This is a genomic window from Salirhabdus euzebyi, assembly GCF_014207435.1.
Lineage (GTDB): Bacteria > Bacillota > Bacilli > Bacillales > Alkalibacillaceae > Salirhabdus > Salirhabdus euzebyi.
Genome location: NZ_JACHGH010000004.1, coordinates 88,522 through 114,978, shown reverse-complemented (window position 1 = coordinate 114,978; position 26,457 = coordinate 88,522). Strand labels below are relative to the sequence as shown.

Sequence of the window (26,457 nt, the reverse complement as noted above, 5' to 3'; positions counted from 1 at the left end):
GCTGAAATCCTAGTACATAAAGGATTCAGACACCCTCTACATAGAATAATCCAATAATCCCCCAAGCCTTCCCCTTCATTTGCGACGTGTTTTTAATAAAAAAGCATTCTTCTCCCACTTTTCAGATAACATACCTCCCAAGTAAATGTTATGATAAGAATTATAAATATTGTTTTGTACGTCACGCGAATAAGGAGTTCATAATGGCAAAGAGTGTCCTAACTAGAAATAACGTTACGGTTAAAGGTGAAGGTGAACAACCCATTATATTTGCCTCAGGATTCGGTTTCGATCAAACCGTTTGGTCGTCGGTTTCTAACTCATTTGAACAAGATTTTCAAATTATTCAGTATGATTACGTAGGTTTTGGTGATTCAGATATTGCTGCTTATGATCAGGCAAAATACAGTACCTTATCTGGATATGTATCTGATTTATTGGAAATTTTTGATGAATTAAAAATAAACAATGCTATTTTTGTTGGCCATTCTATTGGAAGTATGATTGGCATATTAGCTTCAACAAAACGTCCTGAACTTTTTTCCAAATTGGTATTAATCGGTCCTTCTCCCTACTTTTTAAATGAACCTCCTACGTATTATGGAGGATTTGATAAAGATGATCTGGATCACTTAATCGATATGATGGAAAAAAATTATTTGGAATGGGTAAGTAACATAGCCCCAACGATTACAAACGACCCAAACCGCCTTGATGTCACAATGGATATAGAAGATCGCTTTTATGCTAATAATCCCACTATTACTCGACAATTTGCAGAGGTTATTTTCTTTGGGGATAATCGGCCATTTTTACCTAAAGTAACTGTTCCATCACTTATTATTCAATGTTCTAATGATGTATTTGTTCCAGATTCCGTAGCTGAATACATGAAAGTAAATCTTCCCAATGCTACCATTACATATTCAAATTCAATTGGGCACTGTCCACATTTAAGCCATCCGGAGAAAACCGTAAAACTAATAAAAGAATACATTAACGAACAAACCAAAGTCCCAATAGAACAGGTAGGTATGGAACATGAATGAGCACCTTGACCAAATGCCTAGCGGTTTTTTTAGACTCTCTAAAGATTACTTTATTTTATCTACCAACAAGACCTTGCTAAACATCCTTAGCTATAATCAAGCTGAATTGGTTGGTAAATTTGTTCATACCATCTTTTCCAACTCTTCTAGTGCATTCTTCCAACTTCATTTCTATCCACTCATCACAGAAAAAAATCGAGTAGAAGAATTGTATATTGAGTTAAAGTCTAAAAGCGGAAAAATTATACCCGTTCTACTCTACGCAAACTCTCTTCATAATGGAGAAATGTTGTGTAATGTCGTACCTATAACGAAAAGAAATCAATACATAGACCAATTGCTTGAGGCAAAAAAAATAGCAGAGAAAAGATTAACCGAAAAAAATGAACTCAACGCTCAATTGAAGTTGACCCTTAAAAGGTTAGAAGAAAAACAAGAGGAACTACTAAAAGTAAATCTAGAAAATCATCAGTATAAAAAGGAAACAAAAAAGGAATTAGAATTAGCTAAAAAAATACAAGAAACAACCCTTACCAAAGCATTTGATAATCACCATTTACAAATTGATTCTCATTATAAGGCTTCCAGTGAGTTGTCTGGCGATATATATGGGTTCTATCAAATAAACGAATACCAGTATGGAATTATATTATTAGACGTAATGGGACATGGTATTTCTTCAGCATTAATTACAATGTCCCTCGAAACATTATTTCAACGATTAATTACAAAAGGCGTTGCCACCGATTTAGTCATACAGGAACTAGATAACCATTTACACTCCTATTTTGATAACAACGAGGAAGCATGGCATTATTGCACAGCTATTTACCTTTTTGTAGATACAGAGAATCAAACAATCGAGTATATTAATGCAGGTCATCCACCGGCATTATATGTTGAAACTAGTGGTCAGCTAAAAGAACTTCAATCATCCACTCCACCACTAGGATCTTTTAAAGGAATTGAATTTAGAACGACAAAATTCACTTACACACAGGGAGCCAGAATCCTCCTTTATACAGACGGTGTTTCAGAACCGTTAGAGCATGGCCACTTAAGTGATATACTTAAAGCATATACTGCTGATTCTTTAAAAACTCTGAAAGATAAGCTTATGGAATCACTTGAACGTGAAGGTGAAGAATATTATAAAAATGATGATCAGTGTTTTATTTTAATGGATTTAAAATAACAACAATCAAACAGAAATAAGCTAGTATCCTTCAAATAAAAAGGAAGGATACTAGCTTTTATGATTTTCAATGAAGTGAAGGAGTCAATCATTACATTTCTTTTCTTAAACTGTGGATTTTCACTAAATTTAGATTAGCTTATAGTAAAAGACAGTAGCTGATAAATTACCATTCATCGAGATAGAATAGTTAGGTATTTTCCCTGCTTCTATGTACCCCAATGATAGATATAAATGATTGGAAATGTCCCCTTCCCTCGTATCTAGAACTAATAATGTCCGTTGATATTGTTTTGCAACTTTTTCAGCTTCATCCATTAACAGTTTGCCAATTCCCTTACGCTGATAGTTGGGATGTGTCATTAATTTCGCAATTTCGGCTCTATGGCTTCCATTTTGCTTCTTACACAAATGAATTTGAACAGTTCCTACTATATGATCATTTACCTTTGCAATTAATAAAATTACTTCATCGCTCATTACATTATCCCAATAAATTTTAGCATCTGTTTGGTTTAATGGTGGTAGAAATCCAATGGATGCACCGGTTTGTACAATGTGTATTAAAATATTTGATAGTTGATCTTTATATTTTTTAATTGAAAAAACTTGTTCAATCTTTATTTCATTCATCCTACTTCCTACTTTCTTCCCTAAATAATTATCTTAACTTACATTCTGCAAAGCATCACAATTTTCCTATTAGACCAACTTAACAAGTTATTCGTAAAGATTTATAACACAAGTTCCCAAAGAATATTCCTCCAACAAAAAATATAACAAAAAAGCCTTTATCCCTTGAAATCAAGGAATAAAGGCTTTTACTGGTAATGATTCCGACTGGGCTCGAACCAGCGACCTCCACCCTGTCAAGGTGGCGCTCTCCCAGCTGAGCTACGGAATCACGATGGGAATATATTATATTTTAGACAAGATTTAATATAACTTGGTTTAATAGAATTGTCAATATCCCGCAAGGTGCCTACGATGACATAGCATAAAAGAAAGATTACAATATCCTTATCATTTTTAAAGGGGAATTTTCCATGATTGAAGCATTTTTGCACGGGATAGTTCTAGCATTTGGACTAATTTTGCCTCTCGGAGTACAAAACGTTTTTATTTTTAATCAAGGTGCTACTCAACCTTCTTTTTATAAGGCATTACCAGCCATCGTTACCGCTTCCCTATGCGATTCACTCATGATTATAGGAGCCATTACAGGCCTATCCGTGATTATCTATTCTTTTGAATGGCTAAAAACCTTTATTCTCTTCATCGGAATATTGTTTTTAATCTATATGGCTTGGTCCCTATGGAAAACGAAAGCATCAACTATTAATAGTAGTAAAGCCAATCATTTATCAGCTAAAAAACAGATATTATTTGCTGCTTCAGTTTCATTGCTTAATCCACACGCTATTTTAGATATAATTGGTGTTATTGGCACAAGCTCCTTAGCCTATGAATCTTCTGAAAAATGGTTGTTTACTTTTTCAACGATTCTAGTATCTTGGCTATGGTTTTTTGGTCTTGCACTTTTAGGTAGATTGACTAGACAAGTAAAAAATTATGAAAAGTATGTGTTTTCACTTAATAAATTATCAGCTGTTATTGTTCTTGGTACAGCTGTTTACCTTGTTATCAGAAACATCTAAAAGACAATGTTTAACTAAATCTATTCATCCACTATAGTTTTTTCTCAAAGCAAATATACTCTTGAGATCCCTCAGGCTTGGACCCGAATAAGACCTTACCTCTTTCTTCGTAACCTAACACTTTATATAAATATAGGGCTTTCTTATTTCCAGAAAAAGCATCTAACCTAATACTGCTATAGCCCCTTTTCTTCCCCATTTTTTCACAGAGCAAGACGAATTCCTTCCCCAATCCTTTTCCTTGAAAAGATGGATCAATCATTAAAGAATGGATAACAATTGGATTCGCTTCTTCCCAAGAAATAATCTCCCATTCGCTCGATTCCCACTCATTCATTACTACGTGACCGAGCATTTTTTCATTTTCCATTAACACAAACAATATTTTCTCACTTATGCAGTATTGGAAATACTCTTTATTTGGATAATTGTCATCCCACTGGAATATACCATTAAGAATTAAATGTTCTCGACATTTTAAATAAAGATCATTTATTTCTTCCAGCATAAATTGATTTGCTTCCACTACTCTACATTTCAATTTCTCCATGATTGTTTTCTCCTCTTAAGTTTATTCAGATTTATATTCTAGGGATTTTTATTATTTCCTGCTGATTATCAAATCGAGAAATTTTCTCTCTTTCTATACAAAAAATACCACACACTAATTGTAGATAAGCTAAACAATTAGTGTGTGGTATTTTTCTGGATATTTTCGAATTATATAGCTTGTTTCCCTTCTACCCCATTAATCGAATAGCTAACAGTAATATCTGCGTTTAAGGAATGAGAAACCGAACAATATGTATCCTTAGATAACTTAATAGCACGTACTACTTTATCCTCTGGCAGCTCTCCTTCTAATGCATAATGAATGTGAATGGTAGTAAAACGCTTCGGATGCTCTTCAGCACGGCTTCCCCCAACCTTCATCTCAAAGGACTTAGGCTCTAAACGCATCTTTTTCAGAATAGAAATGATATCTATTCCTGTACAACCAGCTACAGCATTTAACAATAGTTCTGTTGGCCTTGCACCTGTGTTTTCTCCTCCAACCTCAGGTGAAGCATCCATCTTCACCTCATGTCCAGATGGTGTTTGTCCTGAAAAAGCCATTTTTTCATTCCATTTAACTGTAAATTCCATAACCGTTTAATCTCCTTTTATTTATCATACTACCGCCTATTTTTACCTAATTTTTCAAAAAAATCACTATTTCTGCTCGCACCGTTCCTTTATTAGATTAAATACATTAAATCAATTTTTTTTGATTAAATGTATTGACAGCAGGAAAACTTTAGCATATATTTTAAATATCAAAACAATTTGATTAATACATATAGCAAAAAATGGAACAGTAAATAACTACAAAAGTACTAATAGTTACTCCATTCAATGGATTTTATTTTTATCCAATTAATCAATTTTTTTTGATTAATTCAACAGAATGAAATTAAAGGGGGGTTTAAGATGTTAGAAACAGAGTTATTGGCACAAATAAAAAGAATGGAAATGGAACAAGAAATAAAGCGAATTCGCCAAGCTAAGGTTAGTATACAAACAAAAAAGGTTCCATTTTTACACCGCTTCAAATTCAAAGAACACAAAAAAGCTGTAATCCAGCAATCATGCAATTGCGCTTGCTAAGGAGTGAAAAAAGATGTGGGTGGAGTTTTTACATGGCTTTTTATTTCTAATTATAGAGTTAACAGCACTGTTTGTCCTTATTTCCTTCCTAATAATTTTTTTGCAAGCAGTTGTTCCATTCGAGAAAATTGTTCAAAAAATGGAAGGGAAAAATAAACTAATGGCTAGCTTTATTGCTGTTTTCTTTGCCTTTTTAACACCATTTTGTTCTTGTTCGACCATTCCTATCGTTGTAAACATGCTGAAGAAAAAATTACCTTTTGGGATTGTTATGGTCTTTTTATTCGCATCACCTGTTCTAGATCCAACTATTTTAACCATTATGGGAGTAATTCTCGGATGGAAGGTAACGATCATTTATGTGATTATTACCTCCCTTCTTTCCATTATAATCGGGCTTTCATTAGAGGCACTTGGATTTGAAAAGTCTGTGAAAAAGGTTGTGATGAAAAATGATAAGGAAGTGTCAAATTCCTTTAATTTGAAGGAAGCTTGGAAAGAGACTTGGGCACTAATTCGAGAGGTATTCCCCTTTCTCTTACTAGGGTCAGCGATTGGAGCAGGTATACACAATTTAGTACCGACTGAATGGATGGTGAATGTACTTGGAGAGGACAAATGGTGGCTGGTGCCTTTAGCCGCTCTAGTAGGAATTCCACTTTACATCCGTTTATCCAGTATGATTCCAATATCACAAGTTTTAATAATGAAAGGAATGGCATTAGGTTCCGTTATGGCCTTACTCATCAGCTCTGCTGGTGCTAGTTTACCAGAAATTATTTTACTTAAGTCCATTTTCAAAAAAGAGCTCGTCATTACTTTTGTATTATCTGTCTTTACGATGGCATCAATATCGGGGTTTATCTTTTACCTAATTTAAGGAGGTGAGAAAAATGAAATGGAACATATCTTTAAAGCCAAATAAAGAGGATGCAGCTTGTTGCAACATCATTATAGAAGAAATTAAAAATGAAGAAGAAGAAACGGAAGAACAAACATGTTGTGTATCCTGCTGCTAGTCATATTAGGAGAGCTAAGCCAAACTGGTTTAGCTCTTCTGTTATTTTGTAATTATTTGGATATAATAGTTAATATTAATTTACAGATAATGTAAAAAGGTGATTCCATGCATTCATTTACTATCCTTTTATTTATTGTGTTAGCATTTTTATTTGGTGACACTAAAAATTGGCGTTCCTACTATCCAACCATGCTATTTTTCATTGTTGGTGATTTCTTATATAATTTTTTACTTTATCAGCAGCCAATGTGGGAGTTCACAGATATTTTTTTGCCAAACCATACATTAATTAATGTCGCTAAAGCTGCTTTCATTTATCCTGCAATCGTTTTAATATATTTGGGGAATTTTCCAAAAGGAAAGGTCAAAATTATTGGGTGGATTTTCCTCTGGTCTTGCCTACTCGGAGTTATTGAACATATTAACCTCACCTTGTCCCATATTTATCACTATAATGGTTGGAATTTAGTATGGTCCATGTTATTTAATGTCATCATTTTTGTTACTTTACCTATCCACCATAAAAGACCTATAGTAGCCTGGATTCTTTCTATTGGAGTAATTATCACCCTATGCCTCATTTTTAATGTGGATATTAATAAGATGAAATGATTAGCTCTCATTTTTTATACATTCTATTTGAAAAATATGTTGACTAAACCGGGAACGAGCAGCATATTTAAAATACAAAGACAAACTAGAGGAGGAACATAATGGGGTTTCCAGTACTTGAAACAGAGCGCTTACGGTTAATGGAAATTGGTGAAAATCATATTCAAGCTTACTTTGACATTATGTCACTGGATCAGGTTACGCAATATTATGGGATGGATAGTTTAGAAAACCTAGAACAGGCAGAAAACATTATCAATTCCTTTCTGGCAGGTTTTGAAACGAAGCGATCAATGCGTTGGGCAATTGTGTTAAAGGAAAACAATACGTTTATCGGTACGATTGGTTTTAATAATTTAATGATCCGAAACAAACGTACAGAAGTGGGATATGAAATTCACCCTAATTATTGGAGAAATGGATATACTTCCGAAGCATTAAAAGAAATAATTAATTATGGGTTTGAGGAGTTTGATCTTTTTCGGATTGCTGCCGTTACATACCCAGAAAATAAACCGTCATGGAAAATGCTAGAAAAGATTGGGTTCGAAAAGGAAGGACTACTTAGGGGTTACCTATATCAACATAACAAATCCAATGATGCTTTTATTTTTTCCCTTATCCGTCCAGATTGGAAAAAACAATAAAAGATTAAGGCTAGGGTTAAATGAAAAATAGTCATTTGACCTAGAACAACCTAGGTATCTTTACATATGGTATAAGTAGATAGTTAATAAAAACTATCAAAAACTAACCAACGGAGGGATGCTCAGTATGGGTTACACTTACAACAATAACTTTGCATTAATCGTGGTGCTGTTTATTCTATTGATTATTGTTGGGGCTGCATATGTTGGTTATTAATTTAACTCAATAATCTCGATCAATCAAGGAGGCTACCTGAACGGGTAGCCTCTTTTTTTCTTTTTTATTTTAATAGCACATCCATATTTACTACCTATATTTATCAAATAGACGATTCTTTCAGCGATGGAAAAGATTCATGACACATGAAACTTATCATTAGGTATATGTATGATGGTTAAAATCCTAAAAAATTATCAAAATCTAGTCATTTGTCCTATACACAAACATCATAGGTACATACATTGAGAGTAGAGATAGTTAAAAAGCTATTTCAAAAAACTAACGAGTGGAGGGATTGTTTATATGTCACACGTAGGCGGTTACACTGGTGGATTTGCATTGATTGTAGTGCTGTTTATCCTTCTTATTATCGTTGGTACAGCTTTTTGTTAATAAGTTCATTTTATAGATAATTTACGGAGTTCCAGCATTATCTGGAACTCCTATAGTTGTCATAAATTATTTCATAATTTAGGAGGATGATCATGTATAAAAATCAACCACAATATCACCAAGTACATGGTGCTGGAGGCAATCAAAGAGTCCTAGGAGGAGCTGCTGTACCATTTTTAACAGGTGCTGCTGCAGGTGCATTATTTGATAATGCTGTTGGTCCTGGTACAGGATTTGGACCTGGATACGGCTATGGGCCAGGCGCTGGTTTCGGACCTGGTACTGGATTTGGACCTGGATATGGCTATGGACCAGGTGCTGGGTTTGGACCTGGTACTGGATTTGGACCTGGATATGGCTATGGACCAGGTGCAGGCTTCGGACCTGGATACGGCTATGGACCAGGTGCTGGGTTTGGACCTGGTACTGGATTTGGACCTGGATATGGCTATGGACCAGGTGCTGGGTTTGGACCTGGATACGGTTACGATTTTGATGACGACTTTGGATTTTAATGATCTTTAGTTAACTAGGAAGAGTCCTGATCTGGGCTCTTCCTTTTTTCTTTCTTTTATTAAAGTACAAAAGCGCAAGCGCCTTTCTCAGCCTAAGGCAGGCATAAGACAAGACCTGCCGTGGAGGTTTATGCCACAGAAGGGATTGACTTATGTCCCGAGGGGGTAGGTGCTTGAGCTAGACGTGGCTCTACCGTGCAACTAACTTATCCACAAGCCGAAATTTTATAATTTCCTAAGCAATGAAAAAGTTTTTTTAAAAAAACTTTGCCAAAACTAAACGTTTGCCCTATACACTATTTCCTTATGGACATAAGGTATTAGTAAAGTAATAGTTAGTTAGCTATTACTAAATATCATCAACGGAGGGATTTTTAGTATGTCAGGTTTCGGTTACACTGGTGGATTTGCGTTAATCGTTGTATTGTTTATCTTGTTAATTATCGTTGGTGCTGGCGGATACGGCACAGCAGCTTACTAAAGTCTGCCTAAAAATTAGGATAAGAAAGAAAACAAACTTTACTAGAAGGAGGACTGTAAACTCTATGAGTTTCGGTTACGGATATAATCAATTCGGCGGCTGTGGTTACGGTTATGGTTATGGAGCACCAGTTGCAGGATATGGCTATGGTGCACCAGTTGCAGGATATGGCACAGGCGGCGGATTTGCGTTGATCGTTGTGTTGTTTATCCTTCTAATCATCATTGGCGCATCTTATGTAAATTATTAAAATAGATGACGAAGAGGCCGCACTTAGCGGCCTCTTTATATGCTATTAAGATGGACAAGGAGTAAAAGCATTACCGGTCTTCCACTGGTAGATGGACAGGGACGTCAAACCACCACAAGAAAAAGATACCAATTGGAATGGATAACAAGTATGCAATTAATGGCTTTTTGTGATGTAACAATAACATCGGGAACATGAAAATATCAAAACTCACAGACCACCAATAGGTCCATCCATATTGATATTCGATACTCTTGGTGAATACAAAGCCCAACTCCCAAAGAGCATAAATGGAAATCCACTTTATAATATGAATGTTACGCCTGTGCTTATCTTTTGGCATATTGCATAAAAAAAGCATAGCAGTTCCAGGAAAAATAATTAGCGTATATAATATTTCCGTGACCGTATGATTAGAGAGAAAATCGGCATCAAGTCGCCACAAAAAATAATTAGCCGTCAAAAAGTTATACAACAGATTTCCGACTGCAAAATATAACATTGTCGTATGATATTTTTCCCAGTTTCGCCAATCGCCCCATTTCCAAACTGCAAATAGAACAAAAAGCGCAGTTGCCACATGCATAACACTACCTCTTTCATTTTTACAATTACGACTTCACGGGCGAAAAAATCTCTTATTAACTATTATCATTCAGTTTTAGTTATATTATCCTTTTTACGAACTTTGATCTTTCCAACAATTAGAACTAAAACAGGAATCAGTATACCGAAAACAGCTGCAAATGGTGCCCAGTAATATAAAATAAAGTCTAAATAGTAAATGATATTGGGACTATTTATTGTGGCAAGCACAATTATAAAAAAAGCTAAAGGAACGGAAAGAGTGTGTGTCTTTTTCAGTTGAAAAAAGTGACTCATTCCTAGCGATAAAACATAAAAATTAAGTACTATTTTGAAGTAAATAGTAAAAAACCAGGCAATTGCCACTATAATTTCGATTCTTTCTAAAAATTGAACAAGAGAAATTGTTTTCCCTAATACATAAGTTGGGAATAAGTTTCTAGCAGTAAAATCTGCACCTAAAACAGTTAAACACATGAAAGTAATGGCCACCAAAAAGAAGCTACCTAGTCCTACTCCAATCAAATATCCTTTTCTAGCCGACTTTGGTTTTTTTACATACGGTAAAATAGCGATGAAAATAAATAATTCTAAAAAGGGTGTTCCTAAGGATGGAACTATTGCTTCAAACGTCCCAACCATATTTTTTTGTAAAATTGGTTGGATTTTCGTAATGTCAACTGTAGGTGTAACCATTACAAGCAAAGCAAGAAGGGCAAAGAAGGCGTATGGGAAAAATACTTCACATGTTCTTGCTGTAACTTCCAAGCCTAGCTTTACTGCAAATAGTGCTGTTAGCAAAAACATGACCATCAGCACTTGTATAGGCGTCTCAGTCATAATTTGGGTAGATAAAAAATCACCAATTTGCCTCAAGTTTCCGGCTGTTAAAAATAAAATAAACAGAAGAATAAGAGCTGATATTGCCTTGCCTATCCATTTCCCAAAAATCCATTCCGCTAATTCAAATAGGTTTTTCTTTTCATCTAGTTTGGAAATGATGATATACATAAAAACGAGTAACATACCGATAATACTCGCCATCAATACAGCTATCCAACCATTTTCATGGGCAAAAGTAGTGGATATGGAAGGAAGAGAGATGACAGAGGTACCTAATGTGTACATGAAAACAAGAATTGTAAATTGTCTCATGCTGATTTTCCCTTTTTCTATCATCTAATCCCTCCTTACAATTTCAAACATCTTATTCCAAAAGTTTGTGAGATTTTAAACTGTTAATATATGGTTCCAATATTGGTTGATAAGCTTGTTTAATCCAATCTGATGGATTCGGGAGATTTACTTCCAAAACAAGTAACGAAACAAGTATATATCCAAGAAAAAAGGTGCTTATGTATACCCTTTTTTCTTTTTTATCTTTTTGCTTCTTAATAGAAGCATAGTCCTTCCTAAAAATAACAAGGGCAATTACAGTAAATAAAATAAACTTAATCACCTTACTCACTCATTTCGCTCTTTTTCTTGACATCATCAAAAAAAGACTCATTTATTGTTCCTGTACGACGAATATTAACTTTTGCTTTCACTTCTACCTCTAACTCATTAGCAAATATTTGATTCCAATTCTTTTTTATTTCCTTCCAATACGTAAGATCGGAACGAGTCATGACTTCACCGAAACCGAAAATATCTGCTTCTAATTCCTTTGCTCTCTCTATACTCGTATTTAAAATACTTTCCTGTTTACTAGCCGCTTTTTTCTCAAATGCTGTAATTGTTTCCGGTTTGGAAAGGTCTGTCGTACACTGAACCTCCGCTATATTCGCTTCGGTTTCCACATTAATCGTTATTTTGGGCTTATTTCCTTGTAATGACCCTTTTACATCTGTCTTACTATCAATTAACTCTAACGAAACTCTACCTTCTTTTTCACAGTTAACCCACTTCATCGAATTCTTTATCTCGTTTTCGAGGTAATTTACTCCTTTACTTTCTTCCTTATTTAACCACCCAACTAACTTTTCTCCGTTGAAAACACCTATATAATCAACTTTTATATCTGCAGGCGAGGCTGCTTTTTCCACATTAGCCATATTAGTTCCTTGCTCTGGATCTCCCTGGACATATAACCCTGTTAAAACAGCTTCCTTCCCTTCACTTGACATCGAAGCAATTAATTCGTCTAATTTGACACCTTTAGTAGGTGCCCAAAACTCGTGAGATGCTTCTAAACTTGAAAATATTTTATTTGCCGGACTTTTTTCAAGAGGTGTTATTATTTTTAATAAGTCAGAAGCTTTATTTTCTCTTGCTATCGATATATAGAAGTCTGTCCGCATTTCATGGTATCTGGACATAAAATCTAACGCGTCCAATATTCCTTCTTTTGCATATTCTTCTCCAAAAATGACGATTCTTAAATGTCCTAAATAAATTTCTCTCGGCGCTAATGTTGTTAGCTTCCTCATTGCTTCAAAAATCGTATGCCCTGTTGTCGTATAAACGGTACTTGCTGATCGTGAGGATAACATTTTACCAGCAATTTCCGCTGGATCAATTAATTGAACAGTGACTTGGAACAGATCATCTTCCTTGTCAATTCCAAGTCCTACTGCAATCGAAATATCCGTCAACTCCCTTGCATCCCAACAGCCAGCTAAGCCAAAGGATAGGAGTAAAACAAAGAATATGGAGGTTAATTTTCTTCTCATACAAAATTTCCTCCCCTTTAATTTTTCGGGTCCTCTTTTTCTGGTGGTCTTGGAGATTGTGTTTCTTCTCGCTCCATGTCCATTTGACTAATTAATTTAGGACGAGTTTTCATACGCCAAAAAGGCATGCGTACAAGGGTATCCTTCTGCTCACTTGGAATAAACGGACCCATAGGTGCTAAATAAGGGATGCCGAAAGAACGGAGGCTCGTTAAATGAAGAACCATAATAATTAAACCGATAATAATCCCAAAAAGTCCAAACATCCCTGCTAAGATCATAAAGCCGAAACGCAAAATTCGAACAGAAATGGACATGTTGAATGTCGGCGAAACAAAACTACTAATCGCTGTTAACGAAACAACGATTACCATTGCGGAAGAAACAATTCCTGCTTCTACTGCAGCTTGTCCTAAAACGAGTGCCCCGACGATGGAAATAGCTGAGCCAACAGCCCTTGGCATCCTTGTACCCGCTTCACGTAAAATCTCAAAAGTAATTTCCATCATAAATGCCTCTACAACTGCTGGAAAAGGCACCCCTTCCCTTTGTGCCGCTAAACTAATTAACAATTGAGTAGGTATCATTTCTTGATGAAACGTTGTTAACGCGATGTATGCAGATGGTGTTAGTAACGCAATAAAAAAGCATAAAAACCGTAATAATCTCATTAATGTACCAATATCTGATCGTTGTGCAAAATCTTCTGTTGATTGAAAAAAGTGGACAAATAATGCGGGAACAATTAATACAAAAGGAGTCCCATCCACAATAATGACTATTCGTCCTTCTAATATCCCAGCACAGGCTGTATCTGGTCTTTCGGTATTATAAACAGTAGGAAATGGTGTATACGTTTCATCTTGAATTAATTCCTCTATGTACCCACTTTCAAGGATTGCATCAATGTCAATATCATCTATTCGTTTTCTTACTTCTTCAATAATTTCATCTTGGGCAACGCCTTTTAAATAGCAAATTGCTACTTCTGTTTTCGTTTTTTTCCCTACTTTTTTTGTTTCAATCCATAAGTTTGGATCTTTAATTCTTCTTCTAATGAGAGACGTATTCGTACGTATCGTTTCGGTAAATCCTTCTTTTGGCCCTCTTACAACCGTTTGTGATGTTGCTTCTTGAACTCCTCTATCCTTCATACCATTAGAACTAATAGATAATCCTTTTGCATATCCCTCTAACACAATAACTGTGTCACCTGATAGAAGATGATCTAAAGCTGTTTGGAAGTCTTTAATCTCTTTGACTACTCCATTCGTAACAGCTCTTTCTTTTAAAATTGTATAAAAATCTGTAGTTTTAGAACCTTTCTGCCCTAGGTCTGTTTCTCTTACGTCCAGCATGAGGGTTTCTAATACAAAATCCTGAACGAAATTTTTATCTGCTAGTCCTTCCATATAGAAAAGAGCAGCACTTACTGGTTTTTCTGTTCCTATCTTAAATGATCTAGAAACAATATCAAAACTGTTTCCCAACGTCTCTTTTATTGTTGAAACATTATCTTCCACTTTTTTATGTAGGGGTGCGTGTAATTTATCGGGTATATTTTGAAGTGCAGGCATCTTTTTTTTCTTTTGTTTTCCGAACAAGTCCCAAAATTTTTTCTTCATTACCAAAAACCCCTAATCAAGTGTAATGTAGACATTTTATCTTTCCACCTTATGGAAGGTTTATACATGAGGACTATGTCGATAAAACATATTCGAGTTAAAGAAAAAAAGCGAGTTGGTCCTTGACCAACTCACTTCATTTTATTGTAGCCTGTTCAAAATCGTTTGATAGTATGAATCCCATTCTTGTTCATCATTTTTGATTAAAATGGAGTCCATTTCTAGTTGTTTAATTGCTTTTATTTCTTCGTTCTGTCGCATAGATAAATAGTGTATAGTTCCCTCTAGTCCTTTTAAATTATTCGCCTTTCCATATCCATTTTCCGTATGATAGGCAATAAAAAACTCTGCCCACTGAGCACTTCTTTTTTCATAAACACGAGTAAAGGCAGGTTCGATGTTGTCTTGATAAAGGTAAATTAGTTTTGGATGTAGTGGATTTACTACCTTCGAAACTTGTTGAATAAAATGATTCCATTTATCAATATTTGCATTATGGTAAGCGATAAACTTTGTAAAAGAATTTTGGATATAGCAGCATTCAAATAAGTAAATGACATCATTTTTTTTCGCTTCTTCTACAAATTCCTTCCAATAATCTAAAGCTAGTTTCTCAAAAATTTCAAGTGGTTGTTCATAGATGTCATAAACTTGAAAAGAACGGACCAAATATTCCTTATCAGGTTGCTCATGATATAAATCATAGTAATGAACAAAGTAAAAATCACCTTTCTTTTCGGTGAATTTTTCTATTAAAGGTTGATCGTCTGGATAAAGAGCCATTACTTTTTTCAACTGTTCTTCAGACAAGTATGCCACCGATTCGTAGTCTGCAGGATGCTCCGTATCACCTTCTGGAAAAAACCTGACATCGATACCTTTTTCCTTCAACTTCTCATATATGTATTTAGCGGTGGTCGATTTCCCTGAACCAGGAACCCCCTCTACCATAATTAATTTATTTTTCATAAGATCTCTCCCTTGATTCAACTTGTTGCTCTTCCCTTTTTTATTTAAGCATTTTGACTAACCATATGGAATCCGTCTAGAGATGTAAATAGTTATCGAAAAAAAGTGAACCAGTTTTTATACAGCTGGTTCACTTTGTTTCTAATATTTGTTGGGCCCATTCCACGGTTTCTTTCGTTGGTGGTTCAACACCTTCAAGTGGATAGTTTAGGCCTAGGTTTTCCCATTTGTAAATGCCAAGCTTATGATAGGGAAGAATTTCAATTTTCTCTACGTTTGATAAAGAATGGATAAAAGCAGACAACTTTGTCAAATCTTCTTCATTGTCTGTAATCCCTGGGACTAATACATGTCGAACCCAAATTGGTATCTTTTTATCAGCCAATAGCTTTGCAAATTTTAAAATATGCTTGTTCGTAAGGCCTGTTAACGTCTTGTGTTTTTGATCATTTATTTGTTTTAAGTCCAGTAGTATTAAGTCTGTAACAGCTAACAGTTTATCTAATTTTTCTAAAAAAACCTTACTTGTTGAAAAACAGCCCCCTGAACTATCAATCGTCGTATGAATACCACGTTTTTTACACTCGGTAAATAATTCTGTTAAAAATTCCACTTGTAAAAGAGGCTCTCCTCCGCTGACAGTAATACCACCACCAGATGCATTCATGTATGGTATATAGTCTTCAACATCTTTTATCACTTCTTCTACAGTCACTTCTTTTCCAGCCTTTAAATCCCACGTATCGGGATTATGGCAAAACTGACAGCGTAGTAAACAGCCTTGCGTAAAAATAACGTATCTAATTCCTGGGCCGTCCAAGGTGCCGAACGTCTCAATTGAATGTATACGGCCTTTCATTGACATCCCCTCATTTCTTGATTTAAAAGGGAAGCAACGAGTTGCCTCCCCACTAGTTACATACTTTCATGGAACGTACGATTAATGACATCTATTTGTTGTTCTCTCGTTAATTTAATAAAGTTAACAGCATAACCAGAAACGCGAATTGTTAGTTGTGGATATTTTTCGGGGTGTTCCATCGCATCAAGTAATGTTTCTCTTTCAAACACGTTAATGTTTAAATGGTGTCCACCCTTCATCGCATATCCGTCTAATATACCTACTAAATTAGAAATTCGTTGATCCTCTTCTCTACCCAACGCCTTTGGAACAAAGCTAAACGTATTGGAAATACCATCTAAAGCATATTCGTATGGCAATTTCGCTACAGAATTCAAAGATGCTAAAGCACCATTTCGATCACGACCATGTAATGGGTTAGCACCTGGAGCAAAAGGTTCACCAGCTCTTCTTCCATCAGGAGTGTTACCAGTTTTCTTTCCGTAAACGACATTAGAAGTAATCGTTAAAATAGAAATAGTCGGAATCGCATTTCGATAAGTTTTATGCTTTCTAAACTTGTTCATGAAACGTTTCATGAGATCAATTGCAATGTCATCCACACGGCTATCATTATTTCCATATTGTGGATATTCCCCTTCTATTTCATAATCTACTGCTAAACCATTTTCATCACGGATCACTTTTACTCTCGCGTGCTTAATTGCGCTTAAGCTATCTGCAGCAACGGATAAGCCAGCGATTCCACCTGCCATCGTACGGATTACTTCTCGATCATGAAGGGCCATTTCTAAACGCTCATAGCTATATTTGTCATGCATGTAATGAATAATGTTCAATGCACCCATATATAATCCCGCTAACCACTCTAGCATATTATCGTATTTTTCCATGACTTCTTCATAGTTCAGATATTCAGAAATAATAGGAGCATAACGTGGGGCAACTTGGGTTTTTAGCATTTCGTCTACTCCACCGTTAATAGAATAAAGTAGTGCCTTTGCCAGGTTGACACGTGCTCCGAAAAATTGCATCTGTTTACCGATAGGCATTGCACTCACACAGCAGGCAATCCCATAATCATCCCCATACTCCACACGCATAATGTCGTCATCTTCGTATTGAATAGAGCTAGATTTAATAGACATGTGTGCACAGTATTTTTTAAAGTTAGTTGGTAATTGTACAGACCATAAAATGGTTAAGTTAGGTTCTGGTGCAGGACCTAAGTTGTTTAAAGTATGCAAGAAACGGAAAGAGTTTTTCGTAACAAGAGGACGTCCATCAATTGAAACACCTCCAATAGATTCCGTTACCCACGTTGGGTCTCCACTAAATAATTCATTATATTCTGGCGTTCTAGCAAATTTCACAAGTCGAAGCTTCATGACAAAATGATCAACTAGCTCTTGGGCTTCTTTCTCTGTCAACGTTCCTTCTGCAAAATCTCTTTCGATATAAATATCAAGGAAGGTAGATACTCGACCCAGACTCATTGCCGCTCCATTTTGTTCTTTAATAGCGGCTAAGTAAGCAAAGTACAACCATTGAAAAGCTTCTGTCGCATTTTTAGCTGGTTCAGAAATGTCAAATCCATAAGAAGCAGCCATTTGTTTCAATTCATATAGAGCCCGAATTTGCTCCATATGCTCTTCACGATCTCTTATCACATCCTCTGACATGACACCGTCCCCGCCAATTAATTTGTAGTCCATTTTCTTCTGTTCAATTAGAAAATCGACACCGTACAAAGCAACTCTTCGATAATCCCCGATTATACGCCCTCTACCATAAGCATCTGGAAGTCCCGTTACTACCCCAGCTTTTCGTGCTAATTTTATTTCTGGTGTATACGCATCAAACACCCCTTGGTTGTGCGTTTTTCGATAATCCGTAAAGATTTTCTCTACTTCCCTATCTAATTCGTAGCCGTAAGATTCACATGATGCTTCCGCCATTCGGATTCCACCATAAGGCATCATTGCCCGTTTGAAAGGTTTTTCTGTTTGAATACCCACGACCTTTTCCGTAGCTTTATCTAAGTAACCTGGTTCGTGGGAAACAATGGTAGAAACAACCTTTGTATCCATGTCTAGTACCCCACCAGCTGCCCGCTCCTGCTTCGTTAAATCCATTACTTGATTCCACAATGTTGTCGTTGCCTCTGTTGCATTTTCTAGGAATAATTCGTCTCCCTCATAGAGCGAATAATTTTGCAAAATAAATTCTCTTACGTTAATATCATTCATCCATTTTCCTGCTTTAAAATTGCGCCAAGCATTCGTCATTGAAATGACCCCCTAAATAAAGATCAATAAATTTTATCTTGCTCACACTTTCACAATACACTATTTTCTACCCTTATGACGGTTTAAGTTATGACAATATTGTAGCGATTTAATCAAATAGGGAAATCAATGTTAATGGAGAATTTTGTAGAAATTTAGTCATATTTACCTAATTCACTAATAGGTAAATTTTAGTATGATGAAAATGAACAATAAGGAAAGGGGAGGGTGTAAATGGGTATAAACTTATCCTCTCAATCATTATCTACAAAAGAAAAAAGAACAATTACCTTCTCTTTTCTCATTATAATGGTTTATTTTATCTTTTTATTTTCTAGTATGAGTTTTTCTGTTTTTCATGCTGATCTAAGTAAAAATGATTTTTTAAGTTTGCATATATTACTAGAAATTATCAGCATATCTGTTGCATACGCCATTGCGTTTACAGGGCTATTAACATATCCCTATACAGCCTCTAATCACCGTTTATATATCGGTGCTGTTTTTTTCGTTGTTGGAACGTTAGATCTTTTTCATACATTGTCTTATACCGGAATGCCAATTTTTATTACAGAAAGTTCTGTCATGCATTCTACTTGGTTTCGTATCATTGCTAGACTTACAGAGGCACTCTTTTTACTGATCATCATTAGTAGAAAAAACAAGCATATAAAAATATTTAAACCAAATATAATTTTCAGCTTAGCTTCGTTATATGCCGTTTTTATAATTTATAACGTTTATCGATTTACACTACCGATTTTAGAAAGTAATGAAGGCATAACGCAGATTGCACTTAATTTGGAATACTTCATCATTGTCTTTCACTTATTAACGATATTCATTCTGTTGAGACAGTATATAAAAGAAAAAGATTCCACTCGATTAACGTTTATTATTGGATTTGTTTTTCTTTTATTAAGTGAAGTTACCTTTACTTTATATGAGAGTATGTATGATTTTATCAATATACTGAGACACGTCTATAAAGCATTTGGTTTCTATTTTATTTTAAAAGGTGTTCATGACTCCACGATTCAAGAGCCGTATAAAAAAGAACAACAAGCACAGCTCGCTTTAAGAAAAAGTGAAAATCGATATCGTCGACTAATAGAAGAATCTCCTGATGCAAACTTTGTTCATCGTGACGGCATTGTCATTTACCTAAATGAGCCAACAGCACGTATTTTAAAAATGGATAATACCAAACAGCTAATTGGAAGGTCTGTTTTTGATTTTATTGATCATGAAGATCATGAAAAAGTATACGAAGGAATCAAAAAGACAAGGGAGACAAATGAAAAATTTGAGCAAACAGAATTAAAAGCAATGAATAGTAAAGGCGAAAAAATAATTATTGAGGTTTCTGCAATTCCAATCACTTTTGATGAGGAAGCTGCTATTCATGTTATTTTTAGAGATATAACAAAGCGAAAAGAAATGGAAAGGAATCTCCAAAAATTGAATGAAGAGCTACAAAAGCTTTCCGCTATCGACGGACTAACGAATATTCCAAATCGGCGTTATTTTGATAACTATTTACAGAAACAATGGGATCATGCAAAACGTAATCAAGCATCCCTTTCTCTTATTATGCTAGATATTGATTTTTTCAAGAAATATAACGACACATATGGTCACCTTATGGGTGATACTTGTTTAAAAAAGGTAGCAGCATCTATTCAACATAAACTGTATCGTTCTTTGGATGTTGTAGCTCGATATGGCGGAGAAGAGTTTGCGGTTATTCTACCAGAAACAAAACTAAAAGATGCCTTAGCTATTGCAGAAAGAATTAGAAGAGGGATCGAAAGCCTGCATATTTCTCATGCATCGTCTGAAGTAAGTGACGACGTGACAATAAGTATAGGGGTTGCCAGCCTCATTCCGCGAGACTCAGAATCAGTCGAAATGTTTATTACAACTGCTGACCAAGCCTTATATAGAGCAAAAAATAACGGCAGAAATCAAGTTCAATACAATCAAGACCTATGCCTATTAGATGAAAACCCTCCATTCTAAAGACTGAATGGAGGGTTTGAAGTTATGGAAAATAGAAGTATGGTACTTCCTCTTCTCCATTTTCAGCATTAATAAATATCCGTTCTTGATGCCTTGTCTTAAACACATGTGCGACAACATATTTTCCTGTCAGTATTGATTTTACAATTCCAGTATCATCATACGTATAAACTTTTTCTTCTTCATCATGTCGTACTCGATTTTCGTATTGCTCCTCAGCAATTTGGTTAACTATATCCATTGCTTCTTCTTGATTGATGTTTACTATCGGCTTTAGGTCGAACAACTCAGGTGTAAGAAGTGCCTGATGATCGGCACGAAACATATCTAATTGTCCTGTCTTTTTTGCTATCGATATTTGATGGGCACCCTCAAATGGAAAATACATTTCATACTCTCCTACTATCGGTTTAAAACCAAACGTAACGACATGTTCTGAATTGGTATTAAAAGTAGAATACATTTTATATCTATTTGATAGACCAAAGTGTGCATTTAACATCTGTTTTGCAATTTCCTCTAATTTTTCCTCACTTAAATCCTTTTGATTCTCGGGGATACTAATCCCAACACTCGCACTCAAGACGTAGCCCGTATAGCCATCTATCACTCCTCTAACTTCTCCCATGTCCATATTTACTGTAAATCGGTAGGAGCCAACCGGTTCATTAAAGGGACTAGCTTCTTCAAAGTCTACTTTTTCATTTTCGACTTGCAACATTTCGTTAATATTATTTGCTAGTTGTTCTTTACTAAGGGGCTCCATATCTTCAGGCAGTACATGGAATCGATTGTAAAAATAGGTGAGGTCGTTAACCTTTTCATAAAAAGCAGTAAATTTATTAATATCCACAAACTGTAGATAAGAACTGTACCCGTGACGAAATTTATTTGCATGATCTGCTAGTACAATCTTAAAATCTTTAACATACTCCTCCAGCCTTTCATATGTTCGCTTATCTACTTCATCCCAAGTACCTGTTGTATGTTTCATTTTTAGCGTCTCTAATGTTTGTATAAAAGCTGATTGCTCTAGGTAAATACTGTATTTACCTTTACGTAGTTTCCCTTTTTCTAAAAAATTTAAGTTATCTTCAAATTTTTCACGATCCTGCAGATCATAAAACAAATCTTGCACATAAAAATCAAAATTAGGTTCTCCTGGTTCCTTCACACTTTCAACCATATGATGATACGTTTCAACTGATCTATAAACTCCAGCGTTCAGAACATCTCCAAGTACTTCTCTACTAGTTGAATAGTTATTAACAATGCTAACCAAAATAATAGTTAGAAGAATAAATGTAATGGCAGTCATTCGTCTTAGCTTGAATCGAAGCCTTATTTTGTCATCTAGCTTTTTCGGTGGGAGCTCTTCCATTTTTTCCTGTTGAAAAATATCTTGAAAGCCAATCTCTTCTTTATATAGAGCAGTACATTCCCCACATTGATCTAAATGCTCATCTACTCCCCTTCTCACTTCCGAGCTTAGTTCATTTTCTTCATATAAAGGATACAAATCTCGAACTACTTCACATGGTAGCTTCACTTTTTAACCTCCCTATCTTCAAAATAATGTGCTTTGAATTTTTTTCTTGCTCTATGTAAGGAAATTTTCACTTTCCCTTCGGTTATACTTAACAATTCCGCCATTTCTTGATAAGTAAAACCATTTATATCTCGCAGGACAATCATCGTTTGTTCTTGTTCTGATAACTTTTTAAAAATTTGTTGGATAACAATCTTTTCGTACATATCCGTGGATTTGTCTTCCATTTCCCAGACTTGATCGTTAAAGGGAGTTTCTCTACTTTTATTTTTCTTGGCTTCGGTTAAAAAAGTATTACGAGCAATTTTATATAACCACGTTTTCACACTTGCATCCCCTCGAAACTTGTTGAAGGCTTTAAATGCTTTTATAAATGTTTCATGGGTTAATTCTTCTGCAAGGTATTGATCATGACTTAAGTAGTAAAGATAATTGTAAATAGGTTTTTTATAGACCTCATACATCTCCTCAAGGGGATCAGCCATGTTCTCCCTCCTCTCCCTTATGCAGACTAGTAAAATTTCAAAAAGTTACAAAGTTTTATAAAATCCTCATACTAATAAAGACAGTTCCTTTTATTTCAGGAACTGTCTTTCCCTTTTATGGAATATCATGACCCATAGAGATTTGTAAAATTTCAAACCATTGATCATGTGTTAAGTCGTATTTTTGGGATGCTATTGCCCGTTGAATTCTATCCCTTTTACCGGAACCGACAATTGGCATGATGTCTGCAGGATGATTTAATAACCATGCGTAAAGTACTTCATCTATCCCACTTGCACCAAGCTCATCAGCTACTTTTTTCAAAGTATTTTGTAGGCGGATTGATTTTTCATCTTCACCTAAGAAGATCTTTCCACCAGCAAGCGGTGACCAAGCCATAGGGGATAGCCTTTTTTCTAAGCAGAAGTTAAGTGTACCATCATGGAAGTTTTCCAACTCATAAGCTGAAAGCTCTATTTGATTTGTAACTAGTGGCATATCTAAATAGGACTGTAACATGTTAAACTGGTGATCTTTAAAATTAGATACACCGAAATGTCGAACCTTTCCAGATGCCTTTAACTTGTTGAAAGCCTCCGCTACTTCCACAGGGTTCATATACGGATCCGGACGGTGTATAAGCAACAAGTCTATGTAATCCGTGTTTAAATTTTGCAAGGAATTATCCACTGAAGATAAGATGTGCTCTTTACTTGTATTGTAATGATGCGATTTATGATAAGGGCGGTTCGGTGATTCTAGAACGATTCCGCATTTTGTAACGAGCTCCATCTTTTCCCGTAACGCTGGTTTTAAAGCTAATGCCTCACCAAACAACGATTCACATGTATAGCTTCCATAAATATCGGCATGATCAAACGTTGTAATGCCTTGATCCAAACAATAATCGATGAGTTCCAATGTTTCTTCCTTTGAATAGTTCCAATCCGCTAAACGCCAAAGCCCGTGTATAATTCTCGAAAATGATAAATTATCGGTTAACCTTATTCGATCCATCTAAAAACATCCTTTGCTTTTAATTTAATAGAGCTCTTATCGTATCACAATTGATAGAAAATGCGACGTAACTAGATGTGTGCAAATCCAACCGCTACGGAAATACACTACGCGCACCTTAGGGCTCGCGCTGAGCCTCGAGTCTACGTGTATTTCCTTCCTTAGCATGTGCTTATCTTTACTGTACGGATGAACTGGGAAAAAGAAAGTTGAAAAAATAGTCGTATTGATAAGGAAGAATTATCTAACATGCCTATATGGTTTACCACTATCCTTGAATCAGAAAGTCAATCTTAGCGTAGGCAGAATACGCAGACTCCTACGGGATAGCACGTGTCTGAAGACCCCGCAGCTGTGGTCTTCCGCGAGGAGGCTGAGGTCGTGCCCGTGGAAAGCGAAGTATTCTGCCGAAGCGGTCGTATGCACTCATCAAAATGCAAAGCTATAGTTATGTCGTAGTTTAAGGAAATATAGTAACAATATTTTTAGAAAACAGACTTTATTTAAAACCATTATGTATGATTACAAAGCATTAGCCAACCCTTAAAATATAAAGGAAGTGAGGATATCCCCACTTCCTTTACATAAACTGTTGAATAAGTTCTGCTGGCTCGTGATGGTCTATATGTGAATGGTATTGATCAAGATAATCATTATATGTTTCAATTGCCCCACCATCTTCATAAAAACCAATGATTTCCTCTTCAAAATGTTCATTGCTATCCCAGGAATGCAAATGGTTTGCTACTCCTAATTGTTGCAGCTGGGACAAATTATATTCCTCTTGTCCAGGTAAGGTGTGGTAAACAAAAATTGGTACTCGTTTGAATAAACTTTCACTTATCGTTACACCACCAGGCTTAGTAATGATGCCATCACAGCTTTTATATAACAGGTCCATTTTTTCACGGGACTCGATAAAAGGAATCGGTGTAATTTGTGAACTATTCATTTGGGCTAGTCGCTCATAAAGCTTTTCATTTTTCCCACACAACACAGAGTATTGAATTTTTTGATTCTGCACCTTCTCCACAAATTTTTCTATTAAGCCTACCCCAAGATTTCCACCAGTTAAAAGCAAGTGTAAGGAATCGTGTTGCTTAACCTCGAAACGATCAGCTTTAGAAAACTTGTGATGTATTGGGATTCCCGTTACATAGATTTGATCCTCATTAACACCTTTTTCCAATAATTGTTTCTTCATTGGGATTGATGGCACTAAATGGACATCAATCCCTTCTCTTCCCCATAAACGATGAATAAAATAGTCTGTATATACATTTACAACAGGTATGGAAAGAAATCCTCGCTGCTTCAGAATACTTAACAAATAAGATGGTAAAGCATGGGTGCAAATAATGATATCAGGTTTTTTTTCCTCTATTATATCTTGCATGACACTTAAAAATAATAGTTCATAATGCCGATAACGCTTATCCTCCTGGTTTTCTTCACATACCACTTTGCGATAAACCCAACTATACATTTGTGGGAAATGAGCAATCCATTTTAAATACACATTCGAGACAACACCCTCTATCTTTCCGTACCCATAATGTAAAATATCAACTTTATCACACTCAACAGATGGATCCATAGTCTTTATGCCATCTATTAAAGCGTCTGCTACTTGATGATGCCCTGAAGAAATTTGTAAAAAAGGCATGAATAACACCTTTTTCATGGTACATCAAGCTCCTCACCTACAATTTTTTATAGCATCCTTAGTATGTGTGGAAAGAACAAAATTTATTTTCACCAACTAAACTGGAAAGTTATCCATCAATTTACTAATTAAATTCCATACATTCTCATGTATAATTGTCGAGGAGGTGTTTTAGATGATTATTACACTCGTTTTTATACCGATAGTTTTCGGTTTATATATTGCATATAAAAATACGAAAAACGTTTCCATTAACAAAGTTACGATCAATAACCATCCTACCGCTAAACATTCTACTTCACTGAACGTACTTCAAATTTCCGATATGCATCTTGAAAACATTTCGATTAGCGCTCTTCAGCTATATGAAAAAATAAAAAATGAAAAAATAGATTTAATTGCTTTAACTGGAGATTTTTTAGACCGTAAAAAATCAATCCCAAAGCTAATACCTTATTTGGAAATGTTTCAAAAAGTAGCTCCGAAATTCGGGACATATGCTATATTTGGAAATCACGATTACGTTTTACGTGGAGAAAATTTCACGAAGTTAAAAAATACGTTACAACAGTTTGGCTGCCAAACATTACAAAATGAAAACCAAACAATTACGATTGAGGGACACGCAATCAACATTATTGGAATAGATGACTTTAGCACAAACCGTAGTGACTTTGCCAAGTCCTATACCGGCATTAAGGAAGGATTTAATTTCATCCTGACCCATGATCCTAACGCTGTTTTAAAAATGAAAGATTTTCACTTTGATTATCTTCTTTCTGGTCACTTTCACGGTGGTCAAATTCTTTATCCTAAAGCTTATCATTTAGCGAAAATGGGTAATTTGCCAAAAATGAATATGATTAAAGGCTTGCACAAATATGAAGGAAAAAGCTTTTACATTAGTGAAGGACTAGGTCAAACAGGTGTAAACATACGTGTCGGTAGTAGACCAGAAATCACCTTCCACCGTATTACCATTCCATCTGCTTCCAACCCACAACAACAAGTAAGCTAAAAAGTCG

30 protein-coding genes and 1 tRNA gene are annotated in these 26,457 nt (G+C 35.4%); 15 read left to right on the top strand and 16 right to left on the bottom strand.

The window, feature by feature from the left end; genetic code table 11:
• Positions 1-203 precede the first annotated feature (203 nt).
• Together HNQ94_RS07700 and HNQ94_RS07695 are read left to right on the top strand one after the other, a co-directional pair.
• A complete protein-coding gene (locus tag HNQ94_RS07700; RefSeq protein ID WP_174495761.1) occupies positions 204-1,049 on the top strand; it encodes an alpha/beta fold hydrolase in 846 nt (281 codons plus the stop codon).
• Entirely contained in the window at positions 1,042-2,244 is a 1,203-nt protein-coding gene (locus HNQ94_RS07695) for a SpoIIE family protein phosphatase (protein ID WP_174495762.1), read from the top strand. Before HNQ94_RS07700 ends, HNQ94_RS07695 begins: the two co-directional genes overlap by 8 nt.
• Positions 2,245-2,373: 129 nt before the next feature.
• Here the strand turns inward: HNQ94_RS07695 and HNQ94_RS07690 are convergent, their stop codons facing one another.
• Entirely contained in the window at positions 2,374-2,877 is a 504-nt protein-coding gene (locus HNQ94_RS07690; RefSeq protein WP_174495763.1) for a GNAT family N-acetyltransferase, read from the bottom strand.
• 198 nt (positions 2,878-3,075) lie between these two features.
• Positions 3,076-3,148 (bottom strand) — tRNA-Val (locus HNQ94_RS07685).
• A 142-nt stretch (positions 3,149-3,290) separates the two neighbouring features.
• Here HNQ94_RS07685 and HNQ94_RS07680 point away from each other — a divergent pair.
• Positions 3,291-3,902 carry a LysE/ArgO family amino acid transporter gene (locus HNQ94_RS07680; RefSeq protein WP_174495764.1) on the top strand — a complete coding sequence of 204 codons (612 nt, stop codon included), beginning with the start codon at positions 3,291-3,293 and terminating at the stop codon, positions 3,900-3,902.
• A gap of 31 nt (positions 3,903-3,933) precedes the next feature.
• On the opposite strand, the gene HNQ94_RS07675 is transcribed toward HNQ94_RS07680, so the two are convergent.
• Together HNQ94_RS07675 and HNQ94_RS07670 are read right to left on the bottom strand one after the other, a co-directional pair.
• On the bottom strand, positions 3,934-4,452 hold the full coding sequence (locus tag HNQ94_RS07675) for a GNAT family N-acetyltransferase (protein WP_174495765.1): 519 nt from the start codon (positions 4,450-4,452) through the stop codon (positions 3,934-3,936).
• 170 nt (positions 4,453-4,622) lie between these two features.
• Positions 4,623-5,048 (bottom strand): OsmC family protein, encoded by a 426-nt coding sequence (locus HNQ94_RS07670; protein ID WP_174495766.1) that lies wholly within the window; start codon positions 5,046-5,048, stop codon positions 4,623-4,625.
• A 324-nt stretch (positions 5,049-5,372) separates the two neighbouring features.
• Between HNQ94_RS07670 and HNQ94_RS07665 the strand changes: the two genes are divergently transcribed.
• The 10 genes from HNQ94_RS07665 (at position 5,373) to HNQ94_RS07625 (ending at position 9,688) form a co-directional block, all read left to right on the top strand.
• Positions 5,373-5,549, top strand: coding sequence for a hypothetical protein (locus HNQ94_RS07665; protein ID WP_174495767.1), 177 nt, complete (start codon positions 5,373-5,375; stop codon positions 5,547-5,549).
• A 13-nt stretch (positions 5,550-5,562) separates the two neighbouring features.
• Positions 5,563-6,429: a permease gene (locus HNQ94_RS07660; protein WP_174495768.1), complete on the top strand. Its 867-nt coding sequence runs from the start codon at positions 5,563-5,565 to the stop codon at positions 6,427-6,429.
• Between the two features lie 13 nt (positions 6,430-6,442).
• Entirely contained in the window at positions 6,443-6,568 is a 126-nt protein-coding gene (locus tag HNQ94_RS19605; RefSeq protein ID WP_260400915.1) for a hypothetical protein, read from the top strand.
• A gap of 107 nt (positions 6,569-6,675) precedes the next feature.
• On the top strand, positions 6,676-7,182 hold the full coding sequence (locus HNQ94_RS07655) for a CBO0543 family protein (protein WP_174495769.1): 507 nt from the start codon (positions 6,676-6,678) through the stop codon (positions 7,180-7,182).
• 101 nt (positions 7,183-7,283) lie between these two features.
• Positions 7,284-7,829 (top strand): GNAT family N-acetyltransferase, encoded by a 546-nt coding sequence (locus HNQ94_RS07650; RefSeq protein ID WP_174495770.1) that lies wholly within the window; start codon positions 7,284-7,286, stop codon positions 7,827-7,829.
• Positions 7,830-7,947: 118 nt separating this feature from the next.
• Positions 7,948-8,046: a YjcZ family sporulation protein gene (locus HNQ94_RS07645; protein ID WP_217423877.1), complete on the top strand. Its 99-nt coding sequence runs from the start codon at positions 7,948-7,950 to the stop codon at positions 8,044-8,046.
• A gap of 306 nt (positions 8,047-8,352) precedes the next feature.
• A complete protein-coding gene (locus HNQ94_RS07640; protein ID WP_174495772.1) occupies positions 8,353-8,442 on the top strand; it encodes a YjcZ family sporulation protein in 90 nt (29 codons plus the stop codon).
• A 92-nt stretch (positions 8,443-8,534) separates the two neighbouring features.
• A complete protein-coding gene (locus tag HNQ94_RS07635; protein ID WP_174495773.1) occupies positions 8,535-8,957 on the top strand; it encodes a hypothetical protein in 423 nt (140 codons plus the stop codon).
• A 379-nt stretch (positions 8,958-9,336) separates the two neighbouring features.
• The gene (locus tag HNQ94_RS07630) at positions 9,337-9,438 is read left to right on the top strand and encodes a YjcZ family sporulation protein (RefSeq protein ID WP_174495774.1); all 102 of its coding nucleotides are present in this window, start codon (positions 9,337-9,339) and stop codon (positions 9,436-9,438) included.
• Positions 9,439-9,502: 64 nt separating this feature from the next.
• Entirely contained in the window at positions 9,503-9,688 is a 186-nt protein-coding gene (locus HNQ94_RS07625) for a YjcZ family sporulation protein (protein ID WP_174495775.1), read from the top strand.
• A 70-nt stretch (positions 9,689-9,758) separates the two neighbouring features.
• Here the strand turns inward: HNQ94_RS07625 and HNQ94_RS07620 are convergent, their stop codons facing one another.
• The 8 genes from HNQ94_RS07620 to pflB form a co-directional block, all read right to left on the bottom strand.
• Positions 9,759-10,274, bottom strand: coding sequence for a CBO0543 family protein (locus HNQ94_RS07620; protein WP_174495776.1), 516 nt, complete (start codon positions 10,272-10,274; stop codon positions 9,759-9,761).
• A 65-nt stretch (positions 10,275-10,339) separates the two neighbouring features.
• Positions 10,340-11,452 (bottom strand): GerAB/ArcD/ProY family transporter, encoded by a 1,113-nt coding sequence (locus tag HNQ94_RS07615; RefSeq protein ID WP_174495777.1) that lies wholly within the window; start codon positions 11,450-11,452, stop codon positions 10,340-10,342.
• Positions 11,453-11,480: 28 nt separating this feature from the next.
• Positions 11,481-11,741, bottom strand: coding sequence for a hypothetical protein (locus HNQ94_RS07610; protein WP_174495778.1), 261 nt, complete (start codon positions 11,739-11,741; stop codon positions 11,481-11,483).
• Entirely contained in the window at positions 11,734-12,948 is a 1,215-nt protein-coding gene (locus HNQ94_RS07605) for a Ger(x)C family spore germination protein (protein ID WP_174495779.1), read from the bottom strand. Before HNQ94_RS07605 ends, HNQ94_RS07610 begins: the two co-directional genes overlap by 8 nt.
• A gap of 17 nt (positions 12,949-12,965) precedes the next feature.
• The gene (locus tag HNQ94_RS07600; protein WP_174495780.1) at positions 12,966-14,573 is read right to left on the bottom strand and encodes a spore germination protein; all 1,608 of its coding nucleotides are present in this window, start codon (positions 14,571-14,573) and stop codon (positions 12,966-12,968) included.
• Between the two features lie 141 nt (positions 14,574-14,714).
• A complete protein-coding gene (locus tag HNQ94_RS07595; RefSeq protein WP_174495781.1) occupies positions 14,715-15,542 on the bottom strand; it encodes a P-loop NTPase family protein in 828 nt (275 codons plus the stop codon).
• Positions 15,543-15,672: 130 nt separating this feature from the next.
• Positions 15,673-16,401: a pyruvate formate-lyase-activating protein gene (gene pflA / locus HNQ94_RS07590; protein ID WP_174495782.1), complete on the bottom strand. Its 729-nt coding sequence runs from the start codon at positions 16,399-16,401 to the stop codon at positions 15,673-15,675.
• A gap of 56 nt (positions 16,402-16,457) precedes the next feature.
• Positions 16,458-18,692 carry a formate C-acetyltransferase gene (pflB, locus tag HNQ94_RS07585; protein WP_174495783.1) on the bottom strand — a complete coding sequence of 745 codons (2,235 nt, stop codon included), beginning with the start codon at positions 18,690-18,692 and terminating at the stop codon, positions 16,458-16,460.
• A 234-nt stretch (positions 18,693-18,926) separates the two neighbouring features.
• Here pflB and HNQ94_RS07580 point away from each other — a divergent pair, with 234 nt between their 5' ends.
• Positions 18,927-20,714: a diguanylate cyclase gene (locus HNQ94_RS07580; protein ID WP_174495784.1), complete on the top strand. Its 1,788-nt coding sequence runs from the start codon at positions 18,927-18,929 to the stop codon at positions 20,712-20,714.
• Between the two features lie 22 nt (positions 20,715-20,736).
• On the opposite strand, the gene HNQ94_RS07575 is transcribed toward HNQ94_RS07580, so the two are convergent.
• The 4 genes from HNQ94_RS07575 to HNQ94_RS07560 form a co-directional block, all read right to left on the bottom strand.
• Entirely contained in the window at positions 20,737-22,263 is a 1,527-nt protein-coding gene (locus HNQ94_RS07575) for a zf-HC2 domain-containing protein (RefSeq protein WP_174495785.1), read from the bottom strand.
• Positions 22,260-22,748, bottom strand: coding sequence for an RNA polymerase sigma factor (locus tag HNQ94_RS07570; protein WP_174495786.1), 489 nt, complete (start codon positions 22,746-22,748; stop codon positions 22,260-22,262). The genes HNQ94_RS07575 and HNQ94_RS07570 overlap by 4 nt, the downstream gene beginning before the upstream one ends.
• A gap of 115 nt (positions 22,749-22,863) precedes the next feature.
• Positions 22,864-23,766 (bottom strand): aldo/keto reductase, encoded by a 903-nt coding sequence (locus tag HNQ94_RS07565; RefSeq protein WP_174495787.1) that lies wholly within the window; start codon positions 23,764-23,766, stop codon positions 22,864-22,866.
• 580 nt (positions 23,767-24,346) lie between these two features.
• A complete protein-coding gene (locus HNQ94_RS07560) occupies positions 24,347-25,450 on the bottom strand; it encodes an MGDG synthase family glycosyltransferase (protein ID WP_174495788.1) in 1,104 nt (367 codons plus the stop codon).
• Positions 25,451-25,607: 157 nt separating this feature from the next.
• Here HNQ94_RS07560 and HNQ94_RS07555 point away from each other — a divergent pair, with 157 nt between their 5' ends.
• Positions 25,608-26,450 carry a metallophosphoesterase gene (locus HNQ94_RS07555; protein ID WP_174495789.1) on the top strand — a complete coding sequence of 281 codons (843 nt, stop codon included), beginning with the start codon at positions 25,608-25,610 and terminating at the stop codon, positions 26,448-26,450.
• Positions 26,451-26,457: the final 7 nt, after the last annotated feature.